The organism is Paracoccus sp. MBLB3053 (assembly GCF_031822435.1).
GTDB lineage: Bacteria > Pseudomonadota > Alphaproteobacteria > Rhodobacterales > Rhodobacteraceae > Paracoccus > Paracoccus aurantius.
The window spans coordinates 257,501-280,192 of the sequence record NZ_JAVQLW010000001.1; the positions used below are offsets into that span (position 1 = coordinate 257,501).

At 62.8% G+C, this 22,692-nt stretch carries 21 protein-coding genes and 1 tRNA gene (1 of these 22 running past the window's edge); 9 read left to right on the forward strand and 13 right to left on the reverse strand.

Annotated elements, in window-relative coordinates; translation table 11 throughout:
• From rpsI to RGQ15_RS01350, 11 genes are all read right to left on the reverse strand, one after another.
• Nucleotides 1-328: the 5' portion of a 30S ribosomal protein S9 gene (rpsI, locus tag RGQ15_RS01300; protein WP_311158404.1), read on the reverse strand. Its footprint begins 152 nt before the window's first position; only the first 328 of its 480 coding nucleotides appear in the window; it begins with the start codon at nt 326-328; the stop codon falls past the left edge of the window.
• Between the two features lie 2 nt (nt 329-330).
• Nucleotides 331-795: a 50S ribosomal protein L13 gene (gene rplM / locus RGQ15_RS01305; protein ID WP_311158405.1), complete on the reverse strand. Its 465-nt coding sequence runs from the start codon at nt 793-795 to the stop codon at nt 331-333.
• Between the two features lie 145 nt (nt 796-940).
• Entirely contained in the window at nt 941-1,354 is a 414-nt protein-coding gene (locus tag RGQ15_RS01310; RefSeq protein ID WP_311161008.1) for a PaaI family thioesterase, read from the reverse strand.
• A 78-nt stretch (nt 1,355-1,432) separates the two neighbouring features.
• Entirely contained in the window at nt 1,433-2,176 is a 744-nt protein-coding gene (locus tag RGQ15_RS01315) for a cytochrome c biogenesis CcdA family protein (RefSeq protein WP_311158406.1), read from the reverse strand.
• 76 nt (nt 2,177-2,252) lie between these two features.
• Nucleotides 2,253-4,916, reverse strand: a complete 2,664-nt coding sequence (locus RGQ15_RS01320; protein ID WP_311158407.1) for an Rne/Rng family ribonuclease — start codon at nt 4,914-4,916, stop codon at nt 2,253-2,255.
• 485 nt (nt 4,917-5,401) lie between these two features.
• A complete protein-coding gene (locus RGQ15_RS01325; protein WP_311158408.1) occupies nt 5,402-6,727 on the reverse strand; it encodes a sigma-54-dependent transcriptional regulator in 1,326 nt (441 codons plus the stop codon).
• A gap of 21 nt (nt 6,728-6,748) precedes the next feature.
• Nucleotides 6,749-8,545 (reverse strand): sensor histidine kinase, encoded by a 1,797-nt coding sequence (locus RGQ15_RS01330; RefSeq protein ID WP_409201292.1) that lies wholly within the window; start codon nt 8,543-8,545, stop codon nt 6,749-6,751.
• Between the two features lie 65 nt (nt 8,546-8,610).
• Nucleotides 8,611-9,279: a phosphoribosylformylglycinamidine synthase subunit PurQ gene (gene purQ / locus RGQ15_RS01335; RefSeq protein WP_311158409.1), complete on the reverse strand. Its 669-nt coding sequence runs from the start codon at nt 9,277-9,279 to the stop codon at nt 8,611-8,613.
• A gap of 151 nt (nt 9,280-9,430) precedes the next feature.
• A complete protein-coding gene (locus tag RGQ15_RS01340) occupies nt 9,431-10,645 on the reverse strand; it encodes an NADP-dependent isocitrate dehydrogenase (protein ID WP_311158410.1) in 1,215 nt (404 codons plus the stop codon).
• A gap of 115 nt (nt 10,646-10,760) precedes the next feature.
• On the reverse strand, nt 10,761-11,885 hold the full coding sequence (locus RGQ15_RS01345) for an HD domain-containing protein (protein ID WP_311158411.1): 1,125 nt from the start codon (nt 11,883-11,885) through the stop codon (nt 10,761-10,763).
• Nucleotides 11,886-11,985: 100 nt separating this feature from the next.
• A complete protein-coding gene (locus tag RGQ15_RS01350) occupies nt 11,986-12,645 on the reverse strand; it encodes an alpha/beta hydrolase (RefSeq protein WP_311158412.1) in 660 nt (219 codons plus the stop codon).
• 161 nt (nt 12,646-12,806) lie between these two features.
• On the opposite strand from RGQ15_RS01350, the gene iscR reads away from it, so the two are divergent.
• The 6 genes from iscR to RGQ15_RS01380 all read left to right on the forward strand — a co-directional run bounded on the left by iscR (nt 12,807) and on the right by RGQ15_RS01380 (nt 18,949).
• A complete protein-coding gene (gene iscR, locus RGQ15_RS01355) occupies nt 12,807-13,265 on the forward strand; it encodes a Fe-S cluster assembly transcriptional regulator IscR (protein ID WP_311158413.1) in 459 nt (152 codons plus the stop codon).
• 122 nt (nt 13,266-13,387) lie between these two features.
• Nucleotides 13,388-14,494, forward strand: a complete 1,107-nt coding sequence (gene nspC / locus RGQ15_RS01360) for a carboxynorspermidine decarboxylase (RefSeq protein ID WP_311161010.1) — start codon at nt 13,388-13,390, stop codon at nt 14,492-14,494.
• A 62-nt stretch (nt 14,495-14,556) separates the two neighbouring features.
• Complete coding sequence (locus tag RGQ15_RS01365) at nt 14,557-15,780, forward strand: saccharopine dehydrogenase family protein (protein WP_311158414.1); 1,224 nt, start codon at nt 14,557-14,559, stop codon at nt 15,778-15,780.
• 134 nt (nt 15,781-15,914) lie between these two features.
• On the forward strand, nt 15,915-17,255 hold the full coding sequence (locus tag RGQ15_RS01370) for an AI-2E family transporter (RefSeq protein WP_311158416.1): 1,341 nt from the start codon (nt 15,915-15,917) through the stop codon (nt 17,253-17,255).
• Between the two features lie 48 nt (nt 17,256-17,303).
• On the forward strand, nt 17,304-18,353 hold the full coding sequence (locus tag RGQ15_RS01375) for a GlxA family transcriptional regulator (protein ID WP_409201293.1): 1,050 nt from the start codon (nt 17,304-17,306) through the stop codon (nt 18,351-18,353).
• Nucleotides 18,354-18,484: 131 nt separating this feature from the next.
• Entirely contained in the window at nt 18,485-18,949 is a 465-nt protein-coding gene (locus RGQ15_RS01380) for a hypothetical protein (protein WP_311158417.1), read from the forward strand.
• Between the two features lie 115 nt (nt 18,950-19,064).
• On the opposite strand, the gene RGQ15_RS01385 is transcribed toward RGQ15_RS01380, so the two are convergent.
• Nucleotides 19,065-19,141 (reverse strand) — tRNA-Arg (locus RGQ15_RS01385).
• Nucleotides 19,142-19,237: 96 nt separating this feature from the next.
• On the opposite strand from RGQ15_RS01385, the gene RGQ15_RS01390 reads away from it, so the two are divergent.
• Nucleotides 19,238-20,257 carry a LacI family DNA-binding transcriptional regulator gene (locus RGQ15_RS01390; protein WP_311158418.1) on the forward strand — a complete coding sequence of 340 codons (1,020 nt, stop codon included), beginning with the start codon at nt 19,238-19,240 and terminating at the stop codon, nt 20,255-20,257.
• Between the two features lie 59 nt (nt 20,258-20,316).
• On the opposite strand, the gene map is transcribed toward RGQ15_RS01390, so the two are convergent.
• Nucleotides 20,317-21,120 (reverse strand): type I methionyl aminopeptidase, encoded by an 804-nt coding sequence (gene map, locus RGQ15_RS01395; protein ID WP_311158419.1) that lies wholly within the window; start codon nt 21,118-21,120, stop codon nt 20,317-20,319.
• A 111-nt stretch (nt 21,121-21,231) separates the two neighbouring features.
• On the opposite strand from map, the gene RGQ15_RS01400 reads away from it, so the two are divergent.
• Nucleotides 21,232-21,972, forward strand: coding sequence for a competence/damage-inducible protein A (locus RGQ15_RS01400; protein ID WP_311158420.1), 741 nt, complete (start codon nt 21,232-21,234; stop codon nt 21,970-21,972).
• Complete coding sequence (locus RGQ15_RS01405) at nt 21,969-22,688, forward strand: GNAT family N-acetyltransferase (RefSeq protein ID WP_311158421.1); 720 nt, start codon at nt 21,969-21,971, stop codon at nt 22,686-22,688. Before RGQ15_RS01400 ends, RGQ15_RS01405 begins: the two co-directional genes overlap by 4 nt.
• The last annotated feature ends 4 nt before the right edge of the window (nt 22,689-22,692 follow it).

Sequence of the window (22,692 nt, forward strand, 5' to 3'; positions counted from 1 at the left end):
GCTTGACCGCACCGGCCTGGCCCGACAGACCACCACCGGCGACGGTGGCATAGACGTCGTATTGACCCGAAACGCCGGCAACCTCGAAGGGCTGGCGCAGGATCATCTGCAGAACAGGACGCGCGAAGTACTGAGCGATGTCCTTGCCGTTCACGACGACCTTGCCCGAACCCGGCTTCACCCACACGCGGGCGACAGCGTCTTTGCGCTTGCCGGTCGCATAGGAACGGCCCAGCGAGTCACGCTGAGCTTCACGGACGGGGGCCTCGGCAACAGCGCCGGCGGTGACCGATTTCAGGTCGTCCAGGGTTTTGATGTCTTCGGCCATAATCATGCGCTCCGGGTATTCTTGGCGTTCATGGACTTGACGTCCAGAACTTCGGGCTGCTGAGCTTCATGCGGATGCTCGGCGCCGGCATAGACGCGCAGGTTGGTCATCTGCTGGCGGCCCAGCTTGTTGCGCGAGATCATGCGCTCAACGGCCTTGATCACGACGCGCTCGGGGTGAGCGCCTTCCAGCACCTGGCGGGCAGTGCGGTGCTTGATGCCGCCCGGGTGGCCGGTGTGCCAGTAGTATTTCTTGGCATCGCGCTTGTCGCCGGTCATCTGCACCTTGTCGGCGTTGATGATGATGACATTGTCGCCCATGTCCATGTGCGGGGTGAAGGTCGGCTTGTGCTTGCCACGCAGACGCATGGCAACGATCGTGGCAAGACGGCCCAGAACAACGCCCTCGGCGTCGATCAGGATCCACTTCTTCTCGATCTCCGCCGGTTTTGCGGTGTAGGTTTTCATCGGTCGTCCCTTTTGGGGTGTAATTCGAGATGCGGGTATATCGGCGAATCCCGCCCATGAATCAAGTGGGGATAACGCAAAATTATCGCCTTAAATCAATGCCTTGCAAAATAGGTATCTATTTACCGCAAACTAAGCCCCCAATTCAGGGGGATTTTGGTGGAATCGAATAGGTCATCGAGCAACGGGCCACCGGTTCGCCCTGCCCTTCCGAGCGGATCAGGACATCGCCCACGGCGAGCACGCGACCCAGCTTCAGGATGCGGCATTCGGCCAGAAGATCCCGCCCCGCCTCGGGCTTGCGCATGAAGTCGATCGAGGCATTCGTGGTCACGGCAAGCGCAACCTCCCCGATCCGTGCGAGGATGGCCAGATAGACCGTCGCGTCGGCAAGGGCGAACATTGCCGGCCCGCTGAGCGTGCCCCCCGGTCTGAGATGCTCTTGAGAAACGATCATCCGCGAACGCAGCAGGTCCCGATCGACAGATTCGACCCTTACCTGGCCTGCGATCTGCGGAAATTCGCGGTCGAGAAACCTGTTCAGGCCCGTCTCATCCATCTTCAGCACTGTCTGCTTCCCCCCGTGGTTTGCGCGCAGACTGACGGAGTAAGCCAGCCCTTGGCAAGCGTTCGGCCATCAGCCCAGAGATGCGAGCCAGGGGAAGGTTTCCAGCAACCAATAGGCAAAGGCCGGAAACGCGCCTGTCAGAAGCGCGATACCGACAACGATCAGAAGCACGCCCATGAGACGCTCGATCAAACGCAAATGCGGCTTGATGCGATTCATCAAACCCATCGCGCGGTTGATGAAGACGGCAGAGAGCAGAAACGGAATACCAAGCCCCAGGGCGTAGATTGCCAGAAGCGATGCGCCCCTGCTCGCCTCGCCCCCCGTGGCGGCCAGTGACAGGATCATCCCGAGCTGCGGTCCGATGCAGGGCGTCCAGCCAAAGGCGAAGGCAAGGCCAAGGATATAGGCGCCAAAGGCGCTTCCCCCGCGGTCGCCGGTTTCAAGGCGCGCCTCCTGATCAAGGATGGGAATTCGGATCACATGAAGGAAATGCAGACCCAGAATGATGACGACGGCCCCTGCCCCGCGCGACAGCCAGTCCTGCCATTGCAGGAACAACCGTCCGAAGGCCGATGCCGCCATGCCCATCAACAGGAAGACCGTGGAGAGGCCAAGCACGAAGAACAATGCAGGGACTATGGCACTGCGCTCGCCCGATTTCAGCCCCCCGACCCCGACGCCGGTCATATAGGCCAGGTAAGGCGGCACGATCGGCAGGACACAGGGCGACAGGAAAGACAGGATACCCGCCAGCAACGCGACTGTCGCGGCGGGCAGGAAGGCAGCATCTGCAAGTTCGATTCCCAACATAGCCGGCAGATTGCGCGATGAAAAAGGCGCGGGAAAGTCCCGCGCCTCTCAAACTTCCGTCATGTGACCCTAGGGCTTAGCCCATCGACCACCAACCACGACGCTTCGGACGGGATGCTTCCTCATCCGCGGCCATTGCCGGCTCGGCTTCCGGGGCAGGAACCGCGGCGGGGGAAACTCCGGTTTCGGTCGCAAGCTCGACGACTTCCGACGACACCACGGATTCCTGAACCACGTCCTCGGCGTCCGCCTCCTCGGGCTGCGGCTCGGCGAGTTGCTCAGCGACAGGCTCGGTCGATTCCGCTTCGGCGGGCGTATCGGCGGCGGCCACCGCAGGTTCCGGCTCGACCGGCTCCGCTGTCTCGGCAGGCACCTCGGCAGGTTCAGAGGCGACAGGCTCCACGACCTCCGATTCGACCTGAACCGCCTCCTCTGCGACCTCATCCGTCTTGCGACGGCGCGAGCGGCGGCGACGCGGCTTTGCCTCTTCGGCCTCGGCGGCCTCTGTGACGCCTTTGTCCGCCGTTTCCGGCGTTTCGCTGGCGACCACCTCGGTCACGGGCTCGGTCACGGGCTCGTTCGGTGCGGACAACGCTTCGACGGCTTCGACTTCGGCCACCGGCTCGCTGGGGGCATCCTCTTCTATCGGTTGCTCCTGGCCGTCTGCCTCGTCCGTTCCGTTTTCGTCGGACCGGCCCTGGTCATCGCCGTTCTTGCCATTGCGACGACGGCGACGGCGGCGGCGACGGGACTTGCTGCTGCCATCGCCATTCTCGGCACCTTCGGAACGCGAAGCTTCGGCCGACTGCGCGTCCTCGACGGCCTCGTCCTCTTCAAGTTCCACCTCGTCCTCGCTCAGATCCTCGTCATCGATCTGGGCCATCAGCCTGGCGTCGACCGAAACCACGGGGCTTGCGATCTCGGGCACATTGCGCGTGGCGGTCTTGAACTTCTCGATCGCGTAATCGGGCGAGATCAGCGAAGGGTCCGCCTCGACGCGTACCGCCATGCCGTAGCGCGCCTCGATCCCCGCGATGTGCTCACGCTTGGCGTTCATCAGGAAGTTCGCCACCGCGACGGGCGCCTTCACCAGCACTTCGCGGGAACGCTTGCGTGTGCCCTCTTCCTCGATCGCACGCAGGATGGTCAGCGCAAGGCTGTCATCCGAACGGATCAGGCCGGTGCCATGGCAATGCGCGCAGGGCTGCGTGGTCGATTCCAGCATGCCCGGACGCAGACGCTGTCGCGACATCTCAAGAAGGCCGAAGCCCGAGATGCGCCCGACCTGGATGCGGGCACGGTCGGTCTTGAGCTTGTCCTTGAAGCGCTTCTCGACCGAGGCGTTGTTCTTGCGCTCTTCCATGTCGATGAAGTCGATCACGATCAGGCCGGCAAGGTCACGCAGGCGCAACTGGCGTGCGATCTCTTCGGCCGCTTCAAGGTTCGTCTTCAGCGCCGTGTCCTCGATCGAGCCTTCCTTGGTGGCCCGGCCCGAGTTCACGTCGATGGCGACCAGCGCCTCGGTGACGCCGATGACGATATAGCCGCCCGATTTCAGTTGGACGACCGGGTTGAACATGCCACCCAGATAGCTTTCGACCTGATAGCGCGCATAAAGCGGCATCGAGTCGCTGTAATGCTTCACGTTCTTCGAATGGGACGGCATGATCATCTTCATGAAGTCCTTGGCGGTGCGATAGCCGCGCTCGCCCTCGACCAGAACCTCGTCGATCTCCTTGGAATAAAGATCGCGGATCGTGCGCTTGATGAGGTCGCCTTCCTCGTAGATCGGTGCGGGCGCGATCGACTTGAAGGTCAGCTCGCGGATCTGTTCCCAAAGCCGCATGAGGTATTCGTAGTCGCGGCGAATCTCGGTCCGCGTGCGCTGGCTGCCCGCCGTGCGGATGATCAGGCCGGCGCCTTCCGGGACCTCGAGCTCAGCCGCGATTTCCTTCAGCTTCTTGCGATCGGCAGCGTTGGTGATCTTGCGCGAGATGCCGCCGCCCCGCGCCGTATTCGGCATGAGCACACAATAGCGGCCCGCGAGCGACAGGTAGGTCGTCAGCGCAGCGCCCTTGTTGCCGCGCTCTTCCTTGACGACCTGAACCAGCATGATCTGCCGGACCTTGATCACTTCCTGGATTTTATAGCGGCGGGCGCGGGGCTTCTTCGGTGGCGCGATTTCTTCGGCGACATCCTCGTCCGCAACAGACTCGATCGCGTCTTCTTCGATCTGGTCCTCGGTGTTTTCGTCATCCGCGACGGCGGGCGCTGAGCCATCGGCGAGTTGCGCGACATTGCCCTCACCTTCCGAAGGATCAAGAACCGCCATCCCGGCGATCTCTTCGGAGACGACGACATCACCGGCATCGGCAGCGGCGGGCTTTGCCGACTGGCGCGACCGCGATGAGCTGCGCTTGGGCTTTTCTGCCTCGTCGCTTTCCGCGGCGGCGGCCTGCCGTTCTTCCTCGATCAGCGCCTTACGGTCGGCGGCGGGGATCTGGTAGTAATCCGGGTGGATTTCCGCGAAGGCCAGGAAACCATGACGGTTTCCGCCGTAATCCACGAATGCGGCCTGCAGCGAGGGTTCGACCCGCGTCACCTTGGCCAGGTAGATATTGCCAGCAAGCTGCCGCTTGTTGACGGTCTCGAAGTCAAACTCCTCGACCTTGGTCCCATCCACCACGACAACCCGAGTTTCCTCGGCATGCGTGGCGTCGATCAGCATTTTCTTTGACATTTTTCCGACTTTCGGGCGGCCTCTTCCCTGCGCGCAAAGGGGGCGAGAGGAAGCAGCCGTTCATTGGGAGAGCGCGAAGGGAGGTGCAGACAGCAGCAATCGCGGCATCGGAGGCATTGCCCCGATACCGTTGTCGATCAAGCTGCTCGGCGCGATCCATCGCGTCTGTTTACCTTTCTTGGCCCCCGCCGCCTTGGCGGACGGAAGCTGCGAACACGGAAGCCCAGAGGCCCCATCGGGGCATGGACAAGATTTTCCGCGCGTGGTGCCACCGGCCCTTTTCAGGCGTCGCGGCTGGCGAAACGCGCTGCGAAACTTGTGGGGACGAGCAACCGTCGGTTGCGATAACCGCCCCTTATGGGCAAGATAACGGGGAAGGCCGCGCTGTTACAATGGGTTTTTCACCAGAGCTGATATGTCTGGCCCGACCTGCCCGCGAAATTCTCGCCAATGTCCGAGACAATGGCAGCTTCAAACCGTGACGATCAAAGGTAGTCGCCGCGGCTCAAGCCATATTTTGCCATCTTCTCGTTCAGCGTCCGCCTTGGCAGGCAAAGCTCGTCCATGACGGCGGCGATGCTTCCCTTGTGGCGGCGCATGGTATTGTCGATCAGCATCTTCTCGAAGCTCTCGACATATTCCTTGAGCGGCTTGCCTTCGGTCGTGGTCGCCTCGCGGGTTTCCTCGCCATCGGCCATCAGCAGCGATGCGATCGAGCCCGAACCCCGACGGTTTTGCAGCACGGCGCGCTCGGCCACGTTGATCAGCTGGCGGACATTGCCCGGCCAGGGCGCCTGCAGCAGCTGCGCGGCTTCCTGCGCGGTGACTTGGGGCGGCTCGCAGCCGTATTCCTCGGAGAACTGCTCGGTCATCCGGGTGAAGAGCGACAGGATATCCTCGCCCCGCGAACGCAGCGGCGGCAGCGTGATCTTGAGCGCGGTCAGCCGGTAGAACAGGTCAGGCCGCAGGGAGTCCTCGGCCTTGCGGCCTTCGCCGCGGGCGTTGGAAATCGCGATGATCCGGGTCTCGGCCGGGGTGCCTTGCTCGGCGATGAAGGCCAGAAGCCGCGCCTGCAGGGGATCGGAAAGCGCCTCGATATCCTCGAGGCAAAGCGTGCCGCCGCGCGCTTCCTCAACGGCGGGAAGTCCGTTCTCGACCGGCCCGAAAAGCTTCGCCGACAAGACTTCGTCATTATAGGCCGCACAGGAAATCGGGACGAATTTCTTGGTAGCGCGCGGGCCGACCGCATGCAGCGCGTGGGCGACAAGCGTCTTGCCGGTTCCCGTCTCACCATCGATCAGGACATGGCCGTCGGCCTGGCCGAGATCGAGAATATCCTCGCGCAGACGGTCCATGACCGGGCTCGCGCCAATCAGCTTGGACATGACCTGCTGACCTTCGGAAAGGTCGCGGCGAAGCGCGCGGTTGTCCAGGGTCATGCGTCGTGCCTGGCCCGCCTTCTTGACCAGCTCGGTCAGACGTTCGGGATTGAAGGGCTTTTCCATGAAGTCCATGGCGCCGATCCGCATCGCCTCGACCGCCATGGGCACGTCGCCATGGCCGGTGATCATGATCACGGGCAAGCCCGAATCGATCCCCATCAGCCGCTTCAGGAAAGCCATGCCATCAATACCGGGCATCCTGATATCCGAGATGATGACCCCCGGCCAATCTGCCGTGATGACCTTCAGCGCCTCTTCCGCGCTGGCAAAGGTCTCGGTATCGAACCCTGAAAGCGCAAGCCATTGGCGGATCGACTCGCGCATGTCCGGTTCATCATCGACGACTGCAATCTTCATCGTACGGCTCATGCGCGTTTCACCTTTCTGTCTTCATTCTGCCGCAAGCTGCGTTCCGGACGTACGGCCCGGATCATAGAGCGGAAGTTCAAGTTCGAATACGGCCCCCCGCCCGCCCTCGTCCTGGGCATTATGGGCTGTCAGACGGCCACCGAAATCGGCTGCAATCCCCGATGAGATGGCAAGGCCCAGCCCTGTCCCCTCGCCGGGTTTCTTGGTGGTAAAGAAGGGTTCGAAGAGTTTTTCCAGATCGGAAACGCCCGGACCGTTGTCGCGAATGGACAAGAAAGCGTGAGAACCGGAGGTTACGGTGATCTCGATCGTCGGGTCACGCACCGCCTTGATCGCGTCGATCGCGTTCCTGAGCAGGTTGATGATGATCTGCTCAAGCCGGATCCGGTCGCAATAGACCATGACGGGATAGCGCGGGATGCTGCGTTGCAACCGGATCGTCCGGTTGCGCAATTGCGGCTCCATCATGACGAGAGCGCTTGAGAGCGCCGCGCGAAGATCGACCGGCTCGAACGCCTCGCCGCCCTTCCGGGCATAGGATTTGAGCTGGCGTGTGATCGCTCCCATGCGCTCGACGAGATCGTCGATGCGATGGAAACTCGACAGCGCCTCTTCCGGGCGCCCTCGTTGCAAAAGCAGCCTTGCCCCGGCGAGATAGGTCTTCATCGCCGCCAGGGGCTGGTTCAGCTCATGGCTGACGCCGGCAGACATTTCACCCAGCGCAGCCAGCTTGGAGCTTTGCTGGACGGTCTGCTCGGCCACGCGCAATTCGCGCTGGACGCGCTCGCGCTCGGCTATTTCACGGGTCAGGCGCAGGTTCAGCGCTCGCAGATCGGCCGATTCGCGCATATAGGCCGCCGATTCGACGCGGGCACGCCGCGAAAGCAGGTAGAAGACGGCCGCCAGAAGAATCGCGAATCCCATGATGACCATCGCGAGAACCGCGTTCACCCGCTCGCGTACGGAATCATAGGTCGTGAAAGCGATCATCTTCCAGCCGCGGAAGGGAATGCGCGTTTCCGCCTGCATCACCGCCTTGCCCTGGACGTATGCGTCGGCGGGCGGCGAAGTCCAGTCGGCGGTCACCTGAAAGGCGCGCGCAATCGCCGATGGCGCCGAGCGAACCGCAAGCGCTTCGGGCAGCGTCAGCCCACGCCAGCGCGGCTCGGTCGAAAGGATGATCTGCCCCGAACTGTCCGTGACCGCGATCGCATCCGAGATTCCGGCCCAGGACCGCACGAGCCGGGTCAGGTCGGCACCGACGACCACCACCCCCAGCGTACGCCCCTCGGCCACCACGGCGCGGGAATAAGCGAATTCATAGGCCCCTTGCGGTGAAGGCGAGACGGTAAAGACCGTATCCTTGGACCGCAGCGATTCGACATAGAAGGGTTCCTGGACGTAATTCGTGCCGATCAGGTTGCGATCCGTCGAGCCCACCGTCCTGCCCGATGCATCCAGCAGCCGAATCGACGATGCTCCGATTTCCTTCTGCGCCGAGATCAGCCGTGCCGAGGTTCCCGAGAAGTCATTTGCGATCAGCGCCGAGATCAGCGCGGGGTCGCGCGCCAGAAGCTGTGGCACGACCGATGTGCGCTGCAGTTCCGACAGCAGGTTTCCCGTGTAAAGCGCCGAGCGCAATTCGGTCCGAACCCGCGTGGTTTCGGAAAACCGTGCGGTCAGCCAGCCGTTCGTGAACCATATCGTACCGACGCCAAGCAGCAGCAGCATGGCGATGACGCCACGCATGCCCCAGCGGCTGGCGAGCGCTGCCCTGCCGCCATCCGGATACCCGGTCGATAGATCCTGTTTATGCATGCACCTCCGGCTTGCCCCGCTAGATGGGACAAGACAATCTAGTGCGCCCGGCTCATCCGCTCAAGTCAGGCGGTGACAAGCTCTTGCACGAGCGCGCTGAAAAGCCTGGCGCCATCGGTTCCGCCATGGCTGGGTTCGGCGGCTCGCTCGGGGTGCGGCATCATGCCAAGCACCCGGCGGTTCTCGGACAGCACGCCCGCGATATCCTCGACCGAGCCGTTGATGCCCGGTGCATAGGTGAAGGCGATACGGTCCTGATCCCTGAGCACGGCAAGCCCCTCGGCGTCGATCTGGTAATTGCCGTCGTGATGCGCGACCGGAACACGAATTTCCTGCCCCACCGTGAAGCCTGCAGTGAAGGGGCTGGCGGCGGTCGCGACCTTCAGGGCAACCTCGCGGCAGACGAAGGTCAGGCCCGAATTGCGCATCAGGGCGCCCGGCAGCAGGTTCAGTTCGGTCAGGATCTGGAAGCCGTTGCAGATGCCAAGGACATAGCCGCCCTTGGTCGCGTGATCGCGCACCGCATTGGCGATTGGCGAATGCGCGGCGATCGCGCCGCAACGCAGGTAGTCCCCGAAGGAAAAGCCGCCCGGAACCGCGACCAGGTCGGTGCCCTCGGGCAGCGCGCTGTCCTTGTGCCAGACCCGCGTCACCTCGGCCCCTGCCTGCGTCAGGGCGACGGCGAGGTCGCGGTCGCAGTTCGATCCGGGGAAGGTGATGACGGCAGCTTTCATGACGGGCACTCCGGGTTTTGCTGCGCGTCCCATACTGCAATGTGACCGAACTGTTAAGCGGCTTCGCGCATCCGGCCCGACATTCCTGCCATGCAGCCACGAAAAAGGGCCGGGGAATGTCCCGGCCCTTTCTTCTACGTCGCGTGGCAGATCAGCCGGCCAGCGCCTTGTTCAGGTATTCGTCGACCTTTTCCAGGTAGCCCATGGTGGTCAGCCATTTCTGGTCGGGGCCGACGAGCAGCGCGAGGTCCTTGGTCATGAAGCCATCCTCGACGGCTTGGACGGTCACCTTTTCCAGCGTCTCGGCGAAGTTCATCAGCGCCTCGTTGCTGTCGAGTTTCGCACGGTGCTTCAGGCCGCCGGTCCAGGCAAAGATCGACGCGATCGAGTTGGTCGAGGTCTGGTTGCCCTTCTGGTGCTCGCGGTAGTGACGCGTCACCGTGCCGTGGGCGGCCTCGGCCTCGACGGTCTTGCCGTCGGGCGTCATCAGGACCGAGGTCATCAGCCCGAGCGAGCCGAAGCCCTGCGCGACGGTATCGGACTGCACGTCGCCGTCATAGTTCTTACAGGCCCAGACATAGCCGCCCGACCATTTCAGGTTCGAGGCCACCATGTCGTCGATCAGGCGGTGTTCGTAATGAATGCCTGCCTTCTTGAACTTGTCTTCGAACTCTTCCTCATAGACCTTCTGGAACAGGTCCTTGAAGCGGCCGTCATAGGCTTTCAGGATGGTGTTCTTGGTCGACAGGTAAACCGGGAAGCCGCGCAGCAGGCCATAGTTCATGGAAGCGCGCGCAAAGTCGATGATCGAGTCGTCGAGGTTGTACATCGCCATGGCCACGCCCGAGGACGGCGCCTGGAACACCTCGTGCTCGATGGTCTCACCATCTTCGCCGACGAACTTGATCGTCAGCTTGCCCTTGCCGGGGAAGCGGAAATCGGTGGCCTTGTACTGGTCGCCAAACGCATGACGGCCGACGATCACCGGCTGGGTCCAATGCGGGACCAGGCGCGGCACGTTCTTGCAGATGATCGGCTCGCGGAAGATCACGCCACCAAGGATGTTGCGGATCGTCCCGTTGGGCGAACGCCACATCTTCTTCAGGCCGAATTCCTCGACGCGCTGCTCATCGGGCGTGATCGTGGCGCATTTGACGCCGGCGCCATACTGCTTGATCGCGTTGGCGGCGTCGATGGTGATCTGGTCGTCGGTGCGGTCGCGCTCCTCGATGCCGAGATCGTAATATTTCAGGTCGATGTCCAGATAGGGAAGGATCAGCTTTTGCTTGATGAAGTCCCAGATGATCCGGGTCATCTCATCGCCGTCGAGTTCGACAAGCGGGTTCTCTACCTTGATCTTCGACATAAGTGGTCCCTTTGGATTAGGATGCGGCTGACCGCCCTATAGACATAATCGGCACCGAAGGAAAGGCCGGTATGCCATTGCATACCGCAGCCACCCCCCGTTTGCGCACTCGGTTTCAGCGCGCGAAATAGACCCGCGAGCTTTCTGAAAGCCAGTCCCAGATCTCGGGTGCCCCCCTCTGGATACGCGAGCCGACCCGTTCGACCAGCTGATCGTAGGTGACGTCATACTCGACCCAGCTGCCACCGCCCGAGACGATGTTCTGCATGACCGGCTGGGCCCGGTCGAGCGATTTGGCGAAGACGGCGTCGCGCGTTTCATTCGCCTCGAACTCGGTCCAAAGCGCGCGCAATTCGCGCCCCTGCTCGGCGGGCAACATTCCGAACAGACGGTCGGCCGCCGCATCCTCGGCCGCCATCTGGGCAGCACTGTGATGCGCGGCACCGTTCTGGGAATGAATTGGAACGTCCCCGGTATCGATCTCGACCAGATCATGCAGGATCAGCATTCGGATGACACGGCCGATATCGACCCCCTCACCGGCCAGCGGAGCCATGACCAAGGCGTAAAGGGCCAGATGCCAACTATGCTCGGCGCTGTTCTCGCGCCGCGAAGCGTCACAAAGGGTGCTGGCCCGGTAGACGGATTTCAACCGGTCGGCCTCGGCAAGAAAGGCAAGCCTGCCGGCCAGATCGCCCGCGACGGGGCTTCCGTCGCGCAGCGCCTGTGCCGCTTCCATCGCCTCGGGCCATTCTTGCCACAGACGGGCCGCCCGGCCGGTGGTCATGTTATCCGCGACGATCTGCAGATGGTCGGGCAGTGGAACCGGCGCGTTCAGCACCTGAAACAGCGGCTGGACATGATCCATCCGCTTGGCCAAACGGGCATCATCGCTGGCGGCGGCCTCGAACTCTTGCCACAGGGCCAGCATCTCGTGCCCCTCGGGCAGAATGCCGAACAGCCGTTGCGCGGCGGCCAGTTCGGCAGCTTCGACGGCTGCGAAATCATGAGCAATATGGATCGGGTGATCACCGCAGTCGATCTCGACCAGGTCATGCAGCAGGATCATCGCGATCGCGCGGTCGCTCGCGCCAAAGATCAGGGCAAAAAGCGCGACGTGCCAACTGTGCTCGGCACTGTTTTCGGCGCGGGACAGGTCCATCAGCACATTTGCCCGGTCGATGGACTTCAACCGGTCTGCTTCGTTCAGGAAACTGAAACGGGCGGTCAGATCGCTCATGGTGCGGCTCCTTCGTTTCGCCTTCGCCTTAGCCCGAAACGCGGGGGAATTGCCAGCCGCAATGAGAACGCCCCGGCACGGGCCGGGGCGCGAGAACGGATCAGCGGGTGCTTTCCGTCAGTCGGCGGCGCACATATGTCTGAACCTTGTCGATCATCGGCTTCATGTGAACCTCGTCGTCGCGGAAGAAGTGGTCCGCGCCTTCGATTTCCTCATGGGTGATGGTGATGCCCTTCTGCTCGCGCAGCTTGCCGACCAGCGTATTCGTGTCCTTGGGCGGCGCAACGCGGTCGGCGGAGCCATTGATGATCAGCCCAGACGACGGGCACGGCGCGAGGAAGCTGAAGTCGTACATGTTCGCCGGCGGGGCGACCGAGATGAAGCCGGTGATCTCGGGGCGGCGCATCAGAAGCTGCATGCCGATCCAGGCGCCAAAGCTGAAGCCCGCGACCCAGCAATGCTTGCTGTTCGGGTTCATGGCTTGCAGGTAGTCAAGCGCCGAGGCGGCATCCGACAACTCGCCGATGCCCTGATCGAACTCGCCCTGGCTGCGGCCAACCCCGCGGAAGTTGAACCGCATGACCGTGAAGCCCATACGGTGGAAAGCATAGTGAAGGTTGTAGACAACCCGGTTGTTCATCGTCCCGCCATATTGCGGATGCGGGTGCAGGACGATGGCGATCGGAGCGTCGGGATTGGGCTGCGCGTGATAGCGCCCCTCGAGACGACCTTCGGGACCGGGGAAAATCAGTTCGGGCATGGGCTTCCTTTGAGACTCGGGTTTCTTGACCCTGTGGCGGCGCGGCTCTAGATCGTCAATCTGGGAAGCGCGCCCTGCATAGGCAAGACGCAATCAAAGACGGCAGAGCGGATTAGCCCGAAAGATCGCATTGCGTCAATGCAATGGCACAGGAGGTCGAGATGAAACTGTCCACGAAGGGACGCTATGCCATGGTCGCACTGGTCGATCTGGCGATCGCCAAAGGCGATGATCTGACATCGCTTGCCGAGATTTCGAAACGGCAGGACATTTCGCTGCCCTATCTGGAACAGCTCTTTGTTCGTCTGCGCCGGGCGGGGCTTGTCGATTCCGTGCGCGGCCCGGGCGGCGGCTACCGCCTTGCCAAGGCCCCCGAGACCATTCGCGTCGCCGACATACTCGAGGCCGTGGACGAAACAGTCAGCGCGATGCATGTCGGCGCGGGCGCTTCGGGCGGCATTTCGGGGTCTCGCGCGCAGACGCTGTCGAACCGGCTTTGGGAAAGCCTTTCGGCGCATGTCTATGTCTTCTTGCACAATCATACGCTGGCGGACGTGGCCAAGAACCAGCTTCTGCCCTGCCCCGCGCTTCCGAAGATCCTTTCGATCGTCGACGATTGATCATTTCGACGCGGGGCATCTGTTCTCGCGTCATGGACAAGTCACCATTCCTTGCGAAACGGTGCAAGTGGCCCTAAATGAGCCACTTCATTCGACCGGGTCAGCCACAGGGGATCAGCGCCATGTCCGAATTGCAGACGCCTTACTACCTGATCGACCTTGCCAAGCTGCGGGTCAACATGGAGCGCATCCAGTATCTGCGAGAGCAATCGGGCGCGAAATGCCTGCTGGCGCTGAAATGCTTCGCCACCTGGTCGGCCTTTGATTTCATGCGCCCCTTCATGGATGGCACGACCTCGTCCTCGCTCTTCGAGCTGCGGCTGGGCCATGAGGAATTCGGCAAGGAGACCCATGCCTATTCCGTCGGCTGGGCCGATCACGAGATCGACGAGGCGCTGGGTTACTCGGACAAGATCATCTTCAACTCGCTGGGCCAGCTCAACCGTTTCGGCGCCAAGGCGGCCGAGCGCGGCATTACCATGGGCCTGCGCCTGAACCCGCGGTTCTCGACCTCGGGCTTCGATCTGGCCGACCCGGCCCGGCCCTTCTCGCGGCTTGGGGAATGGGACCTGCCGCGGCTGGAAAGCGCGCTTGACCGCATTTCGGGCGTGATGATCCATTACAATTGCGAGAACGCCGATTTCGACCTTTTCGACGCGCAGCTCTCGCGGATCGAGGCCGAGTTCGGCGGCTTCCTCGAAAAGCTCGACTGGGTATCGCTGGGCGGCGGCATCCATTTCACCGGCGAAGGCTATCCGCTGGACAAGCTCGCCGCGCGGCTGAAAGCCTTCCAGCAGAAATTCGGCGTCCAGCTTTTCCTTGAACCGGGCGAGGCCAGCATCACCAAATCGACCTCGCTGGAAGTGACCGTCCTTGACGTCATCCATCACGGCAAGGACGTGGCGATCGTGGACAGCTCGATCGAGGCGCATATGCTGGACCTGCTGATCTATCGCGAAACCGCGAAGCTGCCGCAGGATGGCGAGCATCCCTACCAGATCGCGGGCAAGACCTGCCTCGCCGGCGACATCTTCGGCGAGGGCCGCTTCCCGGCGCCGCTGCAGATCGGCGACCGCATCAGCATCGCGGATGCCGCGGGTTATACCATGGTCAAGAAGAACTGGTTCAACGGCGTGGGCATGCCCTCGATCGCGATCAAGGCCGAGGACGGAACGATCCGCGAAATCCGCCGGTTTACCTATGACGACTATAAATCCAGCCTGTCCTGAGCCCTGACGCTCAGGCGAAAGCGAGGTCCTCCCCCTTTCTTTGCCCTCAAAAGGAGACTGAATTGGCAAGAAACGTGCTCATTATCGGCGCCGGTGGCGTCGCCCAGGTGGTCGCGCACAAGATTGCGCAGAATGCTCAGGAATTCGGGACGCTGCATATCGCCAGCCGAACCGTCGCCAAGGCCGACAAGATCATCGAGAGCATTCGTGAGAAAGGCCATTCGGTCGAATTCACCGCCCATCCGCTTGACGCCATGGACAGCAATGCCGTGGCCGAACTGATCCGCAAGATCGACGCCAGCATCGTCGTCAACGTGGGCTCGGCCTTCGTGAACATGACCGTGCTGCAAGGCTGCATCGACACTGGCGCGGCCTATATCGACACCGCGATCCACGAGGACCCCGCCAAGGTCTGCGAGACCCCGCCGTGGTACGGCAATTACGAATGGAAGCGCCGCGAGGCCTGCGAGGCCGCCGGCGTCACCGCCATCCTGGGCGCGGGCTTCGATCCGGGCGTGGTGAACGCCTATGCCCGCCTCGCCGAGGACGAGTATTTCGACAAGGTCGAGTCGATCGACATCGTCGACATCAATGCCGGCAGCCACGGCCGCTGGTTCGCGACGAATTTCGACCCCGAGATCAATTTCCGCGAATTCACCGGCACGGTCTATTCCTGGCAGAAGGGCGCCTGGCAGGAAAACAAGATGTTCGAGGTCGGTCGCGAATGGGACCTGCCCGTCGTCGGCAAGCAGACTGCCTACCTGTCGGGCCATGACGAGGTCCACAGCCTTTCCGCCCGCTACAAGGATGCGGATGTGCGTTTCTGGATGGGCTTTGGCGCGCATTACATCAATGTCTTCACCGTGCTGCAGAACCTCGGCCTGCTCAGCGAGCAGCCGGTCACGACCGCCGAGGGCCTCGAGGTCGTGCCGCTGAAACTGGTCAAGGCCGTGCTGCCCGACCCGGCCAGCCTCGCGCCCGATTATGTCGGCAAGACCTGCATCGGCGACCTGGTCAAGGGCACGCTGGACGGCAAGCCCGGCGAGGTCTTCATCTACAATGTCGCCGATCACAAGGAAGCCTTCGAAGAGGTCGGCAGCCAGGGCATCAGCTACACCGCCGGCGTGCCGCCGGTCGCGGCGGCGATCCTCGTCGCGCGCGGGACTTGGGACGTCAAGAAGATGGCCAATGTCGAGGATCTTCCGGCGCGGCCCTTCCTTGAGCTTCTGGGTGATCTGGGCCTGCCGACCCGCGTCATCGACGCGACGGGCGATCACCCGCTGTAAGCCTTCGAGCGGCAGCCTTCACGACGATCAGCCCCGCGGTCAGGAACCTGGCCGCGGGGTTTGCGTTTTCCTTCGGCGCGACTGTCCTACAGGGGAAAGCCAGAAAAGTGACGCCTCCCGAGAACGCCCCTCACATGTTTCCGAGCCTGCCACGCTCGCCAGACACCAAGGTCCCGAAAGTGGCGAACTGGGCGGTGATCGGGATCTTTGTCGTCCTGCTCTTCAGCTTCGTCGCCCAGGCGCGTGATTTTCTCATGCCGGTCACACTGGCCCTTCTGCTGTTCTTCGTTTTCGTTCCCTTCCGCCGCCTGATGGAACGCTGGGGCCTTGGTGCGGGACTGACCGCCACCATCGTCTCGCTGGGGCTTGTGATCGCCCTTGCGGTCATCGGGCTGCTGGTCTCTGGCCCGGTCAGCCGTCTGATCGACAATGCGCCGCAGATCGGTGCGCGGCTCGAGTACCGCATGAGCGAGATCCGCCAGAACTTCGCAGGCATCGAGCGCGCGGCCAAGAAGATCGACGAGATCACCGGAGGCGGAAAGACCGCGCCGGACGATGACCCGGCCAATGCGGATTCCGCGCGCTCGCGGCCCGCGTCCCCGGTTTCGGACGTGATGAGCACGGTGACGGGAACCGTGACCAGCGTGCCTGCCCCCGGCACACCTCAGCCGCCCGATCAGCACATACAGGTCGAGGTCACCCCCGCCCCGGCCTCATCGACGCTCGGCAGCCTGATGGATCTTGGCCCCGCCGTGCTGAGCCAGATCATCTTCACGCTGTTCCTGCTGTTCTTCATGATCTCGTCGGGTGACCTGCTCTATCTCAAGATCGTCCAGAGCTTCGACAGGATGCGCGACAAGCGCGCCGCCTATCTCGCGCTGCGCGAGATCGAAGACAGGCTGGGCGCTTATCTTGGTTCGATCACCTTGATCAATGCTGGCCTTGGCGTTGCCATCGGACTTGCCATGTGGGCCTGGGGCATGCCTTCGCCGGTGCTTTTCGGCTTGATCGGCTTTCTTCTGAACTTCATCCCCTATATCGGGGCGGTTTGCGGCGTCGCCATTGCCTCGGTCGTGGGGCTCTTCGTCTTCGACGACCTCTTCACGCCCCTGATGGTAGCCGCCACCTATCTCGCGCTGACGGCGATCGAAGGCCAACTGGTCACGCCGTATTTCGTTTCGCGCAAGCTGCAACTCAACACCGTCGTCGTCTTCCTGACCGTCGCGCTTTGGGCCTGGCTCTGGTCGGTCCTCGGGATGATCGTCGCCGTGCCCTTGCTGGTGGTGATCCGCGTTCTCGCCGATCATATTCCGGGGCTCGAGAAATTCGGGAACTTCCTGGCGGGTGAACACCCCCCGGCCCTTGCGGACGAAGACGAGGAAGAGGCCCGCGAACTGGTCGATGCCGCAGAGGAAACGGACAACCTGGAAGAAGCGAAGGCAGCAACACAACAATTCTCGACGACCGGCCGATAGTCTTGTAGCAGCCCCTTACTGCTGCACCCGGGGGCCAGATGTGTCATGATGACGACACAAACCATTGTCGATTCGCGTCATATGCCACGTCAAGCTGATCCCTCATCCGGCCCCGCCGCACCCAGATTGCGCATCGGCTTTCTGCTGGCGCCACGTTTCACCCTTTCGGCCTTCGCGACGTTCGTGGACGTGCTGCGGCTTGCCGCCGACGATGGTGACGGTTCCCGACCGATCCGCTGCCGCTGGTCGGTGCTTTCCCCCGACATGGCGCCGATCCAATCGTCATGTGGCGTGCGCATCGAGCCGGACGAACGTTTGGGTGACCCCGGCCAATTCGATTACATCGTCACCGTCGGAGGGCTCATCGAGGGCAGCCCGGGCCTTTCGCCCGAACATGGCGCGTTCCTGCGCAAGGCGGCGGCGCAGAAGGTCGCTCTAGCCGGACTGTGCACGGGTGTCTTCGCCATGGCCCGTCTTGGGCTGATGGACGGCTATCGTTGCTGCGTAAGCTGGTTTCACCATCAGGACTTTCTCGCGGAATTCGAACTGATGCATCCCGTGTCGGACCAGATATTCGTGGTGGATCGCGATCGGCTCAGCTGCTCGGGCGGGGTCAGCGCCGCACATCTCGCGGCCTTTCTCGTCGATCGCCACCTCGGCCGTGCCGCCGCAAGAAAGAGTCTCTCGATCCTGATGATCGACGAACCGATGGAGGGCGACCGGCCGCAACCCGGATTGCCGCTGGAACTGAATGCGCGCGATCCGATCGTGCGTCGCGCTCTCCTTGCCATGCAGCAGAACCTCCATGCGCCGCTTTCGGTCGCGCGCATCGCAAAGGATCTGGGAATCGGACGTCGCAAGCTCGAGCGGCATTTCAGCGCCGATATCGGCGTCCCTCCGGCTGATGCCTCGATCCGGATAAGGCTCGCCCAAGCCAAGATGCTGTTGTCGCGCAGCGAACGGACCGTCACCCGCATCGCCGAGGAAACCGGTTTCTGCGACGCCTCGCACCTGATCCGCGTCTTCCGGGAAAACATGGGCACTACCCCGGATCTTTGGCGGCAGGAGCATGCCGGGCAGGAAGTCGCCCAGATTTAGCCAAGGCTTTCCGCCGGTTGCGGCAAGAACCTGCCATCGCTCATGCGGGCAGCGGATCGGCTCTTGCTGTTCTGACTGCATGGCTGCAATCAGCCAGCCAAGATGACACATCCCCTTTCGGATAGACAAATATGAACTTTCGCCAGATCGGCCTCGCCCTGATGATTTCGGCTCTTGCTGCCACCGCAGCCAGCGCCGAATCCCATTGGAAAGATTGGCGCCACGACAACCATCGCAATCATGACCATCATCGCGGCGATCGGCGGCACGATGACCGTCACGACCGCGATCACCACCGGCACGATTCGAAAGACAGGCACCGCTCGGCGAAAGTGGTCCACTGTCCGCCCGGCCTGGTCTGGAAGGGGCCAAGCTGCGTGCCGCCGGGACAGGCCCGCAAGTACCGCGCCCAGCGGATCGGCGATCGCTTCGATGCTCGGGACTATTACCGGATCCAGAACCCGGGCCGCTACGATCTGGGCACGAACAATAGCGCGTGGAGCTATTACAGCAACGACAACCAGGTCTATCAGGTCGATTCGAAGACCCAGAAGATCATGTCCGTCATCAGCCTGATGCAGATGATGAACCGGTAGGGACTCTCTCGTAAGAGCAACTGCAGGGCGGACTTCGGTCCGCCCATTTTTATTCCGGGTTTGCATGCCGCAAACCGCCCCCATCCGGCCGTCGCACATCTTTGGGGAAAATATCTGGTGACCCCGACAGGACTTGAACCTGTAACCTGCCCCTTAGGAGGGGGCTGCTCTATCCAGTTGAGCCACGGGGCCGCCGGTGATCCTTTTGCCCAAAGCCTCGGGGACTTGCAAGCTTGCCGCTGAATGGCAGACGCGATAACGGTAACAAGATTGCGGCCTGGAACTCTCATGAACACGAAAAGACCCCGTCGTCCTCTCACCTTGCGTGACGTGTCGGAAGCATCCGGCGTTTCGGAAATGACGGTCAGCCGCGTGCTGCGCAACCGGGGCGATGTCTCGGCCGCGACCCGCGAAAAGGTGCTGACCGCCGCGCGGACGCTGGGATATGTTCCCAACAAGATCGCCGGCGGCCTGGCCAGCCAGCGCGTGAACCTTGTCGCGGTCGTCATCCCTTCGCTGTCGAACATGGTCTTTCCCGACGTGCTTGGCGGCATTTCGGCCGAGCTTGACGACACCGGCCTGCAGCCCGTGATCGGCGTCACGCATTACAGCCCCTCACGCGAGGATGCGGTGCTTTACGACATGCTGTCATGGCGGCCCTCGGGCGTCATCCTGGCCGGGCTCGAGCACAGCAAGGTCGCTCGCGCCATGCTTGACAATGCCGGGCTGCCGGTGGTCGAGATCATGGATATCGACGGCGATCCGATCGACACGGCGGTCGGCATATCGCATCGGCGCGCCGGGGCCGACATGGCTGCCGAGATCCTGAAGGCGGGTTATCGCCGCATCGGATTCATCGGCACGCACATGCCCGAAGACCACCGCGCAAGAAAGCGCCTTGCCGGCTTCGAGGACCACCTAGCGGAAGCGGGCCTTTCGCTCTCGGCGCGGGAATATTACCAGGGCGGATCATCGCTGCAGAAGGGTCGCGAGCTGACCGAGCGGATCCTGACACGCGAACCCGAGCTGGATTTCCTGTATTTCTCGAATGACATGATCGGGGCGGGCGGACTGCTTTGGTGCCTCGAGCAGGGCTATGACATCCCCGGCAAGCTGGGTCTTGCAGGTTTCAACGCCGTCGACCTGCTGGATGGTCTGCCGATGCGCCTTGCCACCACGGATGCCCGCCGGATCGAGATCGGCCGCCGCGCTGCCCGAATCGTTGCGGGAAAGGAAGCGGCACCCGAAAACGGCATCGTCGCCCTTACCCCGACCTTCAGATCCGGCGACACCATCCGCAAGCTGTGAAACGGATAAGGGCGCGCCTCGCGGCACGCCCGAGTGCTGATGAGCAACCGCAACGACGCTCAGTCGAAATCGGGATAGAAAAGGCCTCCGGGCGAAAGCGTGAAAATCTCGCAGCCATCGGCCGTCACGCCGATCGAATGTTCGAACTGGGCCGAAAGCGATTTGTCGCGCGTAACTGCGGTCCAGTCATCGGCCAGGATCTTGGTCTCGGGACGACCGAGGTTCACCATTGGCTCGATAGTGAAGAACATGCCCTCTTCCAGAACCGGGCCTTTGCCCGGACGCCCGAAATGCAGCACGTTCGGCGGCGCGTGGAACACCCGGCCCAGCCCGTGGCCGCAGAAATCGCGCACCACCGACATGCGATTCGCCTCGACATAGCTCTGGATGGCGTGGCCGATATCGCCGAAAGTGGCGCCGGGCCGAACCGCTTCGATGCCCTTCATCAGGCTGTCATGGGTAACCTGGATCAGCCGCTTTGATTTCACGCTGGGCCTGCCCGCGACATACATGCGCGAGCTGTCGCCAAACCATCCATCCTGAATCACCGTCACGTCGATGTTCAGGATGTCGCCTTCCGACAGCAGCTTCTCGCCGGGAATGCCGTGGCAGACGACATGGTTCACGCTGATGCAGCTTGCGTGCTGATAGCCGCGATAGCCGATGGTGGCGCTTGTGCAGCCAAGCTCCTCGACCCGGTTGCGGATGAAATCATCCAGCGCCCCCGTCGTGGCACCGGGTTGGACAAGCGGCCCCACCTCGTCCAGGATCTGCGCCGCCAGTCGTCCGGCCGCGCGCATGCCCTCGAAGTCCTGAGGCTCATGGATACGGATACCCTCGCGGGTCTGGCGTGCGTCGTTCATCTTGTCCTCATGCTTGCTTGATCAACAGATAGTCCCGTGCGGCCACTTGTTCCAGTCCCGCAGCCGGACCTATAGATTGATCCGAGAAAATGAACGCCGCAGGAGCGTCCCATGCATTCCGACAATCCCACCGCCGCCATTCTCGTCATTGGCGACGAGATACTTTCCGGCCGCACGCGCGAGGGCAATGCCCATCACCTTGCGGGCGTGCTCTCCGCGACCGGATTCGATCTGCGCGAAATCCGCGTCGTGTCCGACGACAATGCGCAGATCGTGGCGGCGATCCGCGCCTTGGACAAAAGCCTGGGTGGCGCCTACGACCTGCTGTTCACCTCGGGCGGGATCGGACCGACCCATGACGACATCACCGCCGATGCCGTGGCCGAGGCACATGGAACGACGGTCGAAATCCACCCCGAGGCGCGCGCCATTCTTCAGGCCCGCTGCGAGCGGATGGGAACCGAACTGACCGAGAATCGCCTGCGCATGGCGCGTGTCCCGGTTGGCGCCAAGTTGATCGACAATGCCGTCTCGGGGGCACCCGGTTTCTCGATCGGCAATACCCATGTCATGGCGGGCGTGCCCGAGGTGTTTCGCGGCATGGTCGCCTGGCTAGTTCCGCAGCTTCCCGGTGGGCGGCCGGTCAAGTCGGACACGATCGAGGTGCGTCGCGGCGAAAGCGACGTGGCCGAAGAACTCAAGGCCGTGGCCGAGGATTTCCCGGATCTGTCGCTGGGCTCCTATCCGTTCCAGGACCCGACGGGCTGGGGCACCAACCTTGTTGTCCGCGGACTCGACATGGTTCGGGTGACCGAGGCGATGGCCGCGCTGAAGCAGAGGCTCGATCTTTGATCCCTTCTGACGTCGCGCTTTCCTTCGCCTTCGAGGCGACCTGGCCGGCGGCGGAAACCGTTGACACGGGCGCCCTTCGAAGCGGGCGCGGCCTGGGTGCCGGAGGGCGCGTCAGTTCGAGCATCGCCTTGCGCCCCGACTGGGACGAAGCCCAGATCGGGGCGGCCGAGGATGTCCATCGACGCTGGGGACAGCGCCCGATGTTCCGGCTGCCCGACTGCGACGAGGACCTGCGCGGGGCCCTGATGCGGCGTGGTTATCAGCGCGAAACGCCGACCGCGATCCTGGCGGCCGAATGCGCTGCGCTGGTCGCCGACCTTCCCGAGATGACGGCGATCGCCGTCTGGCCGCCACTTGCGATCCAGCGCGACCTTTGGGCTGCCGGCAATATCGGCCCGGCACGCCAGGCCGTCATGGATCGCGTGCCCGGCCCCAGGACCTCGATCATCGGCCGCATCGACGATCGCGCCGCGGGAGCGGCTTTCGTGGCGCTTGCAGGCTCGGTCGCGATGATCCACGGGATCGAGGTTGCGTCGCAATTCCGACGCCGCGGGCTCGCGGGCTGGATGATCCGCAAGGCCGCCCGATGGGCGCAGGAAAACGGCGCCACCCGCCTGGGACTGGCGGTCAGCCGCAGCAATGCCGGTGCACGTGCGGTCTATGACCGTTTGGGCTTTCACGAATTGGGCAGCTACGCCTATTGGGCGCGGGACTAGACGC

Excerpts from the sequence above, each read along its gene's own strand:
- purQ (WP_311158409.1), bottom strand. The coding sequence starts at position 9,279 with ATGAAAGCTGCCGTCATCACCTTCCCCGGATCGAACTGCGACCGCGAC.
- rplM (WP_311158405.1), bottom strand. The coding sequence starts at position 795 with ATGAAAACCTACACCGCAAAACCGGCGGAGATCGAGAAGAAGTGGATC.
- RGQ15_RS01400 (WP_311158420.1), top strand. The coding sequence starts at position 21,232 with ATGCATTCCGACAATCCCACCGCCGCCATTCTCGTCATTGGCGACGAG.
- RGQ15_RS01350 (WP_311158412.1), bottom strand. The coding sequence starts at position 12,645 with ATGCCCGAACTGATTTTCCCCGGTCCCGAAGGTCGTCTCGAGGGGCGC.
- RGQ15_RS01345 (WP_311158411.1), bottom strand. The coding sequence starts at position 11,885 with ATGAGCGATCTGACCGCCCGTTTCAGTTTCCTGAACGAAGCAGACCGG.
- RGQ15_RS01330 (WP_409201292.1), bottom strand. The coding sequence starts at position 8,545 with ATGCATAAACAGGATCTATCGACCGGGTATCCGGATGGCGGCAGGGCA.
- RGQ15_RS01325 (WP_311158408.1), bottom strand. The coding sequence starts at position 6,727 with ATGAGCCGTACGATGAAGATTGCAGTCGTCGATGATGAACCGGACATG.
- RGQ15_RS01390 (WP_311158418.1), top strand. The coding sequence starts at position 19,238 with ATGAACACGAAAAGACCCCGTCGTCCTCTCACCTTGCGTGACGTGTCG.
- RGQ15_RS01310 (WP_311161008.1), bottom strand. The coding sequence starts at position 1,354 with ATGGATGAGACGGGCCTGAACAGGTTTCTCGACCGCGAATTTCCGCAG.
- nspC (WP_311161010.1), top strand. The coding sequence starts at position 13,388 with ATGTCCGAATTGCAGACGCCTTACTACCTGATCGACCTTGCCAAGCTG.
- RGQ15_RS01370 (WP_311158416.1), top strand. The coding sequence starts at position 15,915 with ATGTTTCCGAGCCTGCCACGCTCGCCAGACACCAAGGTCCCGAAAGTG.
- RGQ15_RS01320 (WP_311158407.1), bottom strand. The coding sequence starts at position 4,916 with ATGTCAAAGAAAATGCTGATCGACGCCACGCATGCCGAGGAAACTCGG.
- RGQ15_RS01340 (WP_311158410.1), bottom strand. The coding sequence starts at position 10,645 with ATGTCGAAGATCAAGGTAGAGAACCCGCTTGTCGAACTCGACGGCGAT.
- RGQ15_RS01315 (WP_311158406.1), bottom strand. The coding sequence starts at position 2,176 with ATGTTGGGAATCGAACTTGCAGATGCTGCCTTCCTGCCCGCCGCGACA.
- RGQ15_RS01380 (WP_311158417.1), top strand. The coding sequence starts at position 18,485 with ATGAACTTTCGCCAGATCGGCCTCGCCCTGATGATTTCGGCTCTTGCT.
- RGQ15_RS01375 (WP_409201293.1), top strand. The coding sequence starts at position 17,304 with ATGACGACACAAACCATTGTCGATTCGCGTCATATGCCACGTCAAGCT.
- map (WP_311158419.1), bottom strand. The coding sequence starts at position 21,120 with ATGAACGACGCACGCCAGACCCGCGAGGGTATCCGTATCCATGAGCCT.
- iscR (WP_311158413.1), top strand. The coding sequence starts at position 12,807 with ATGAAACTGTCCACGAAGGGACGCTATGCCATGGTCGCACTGGTCGAT.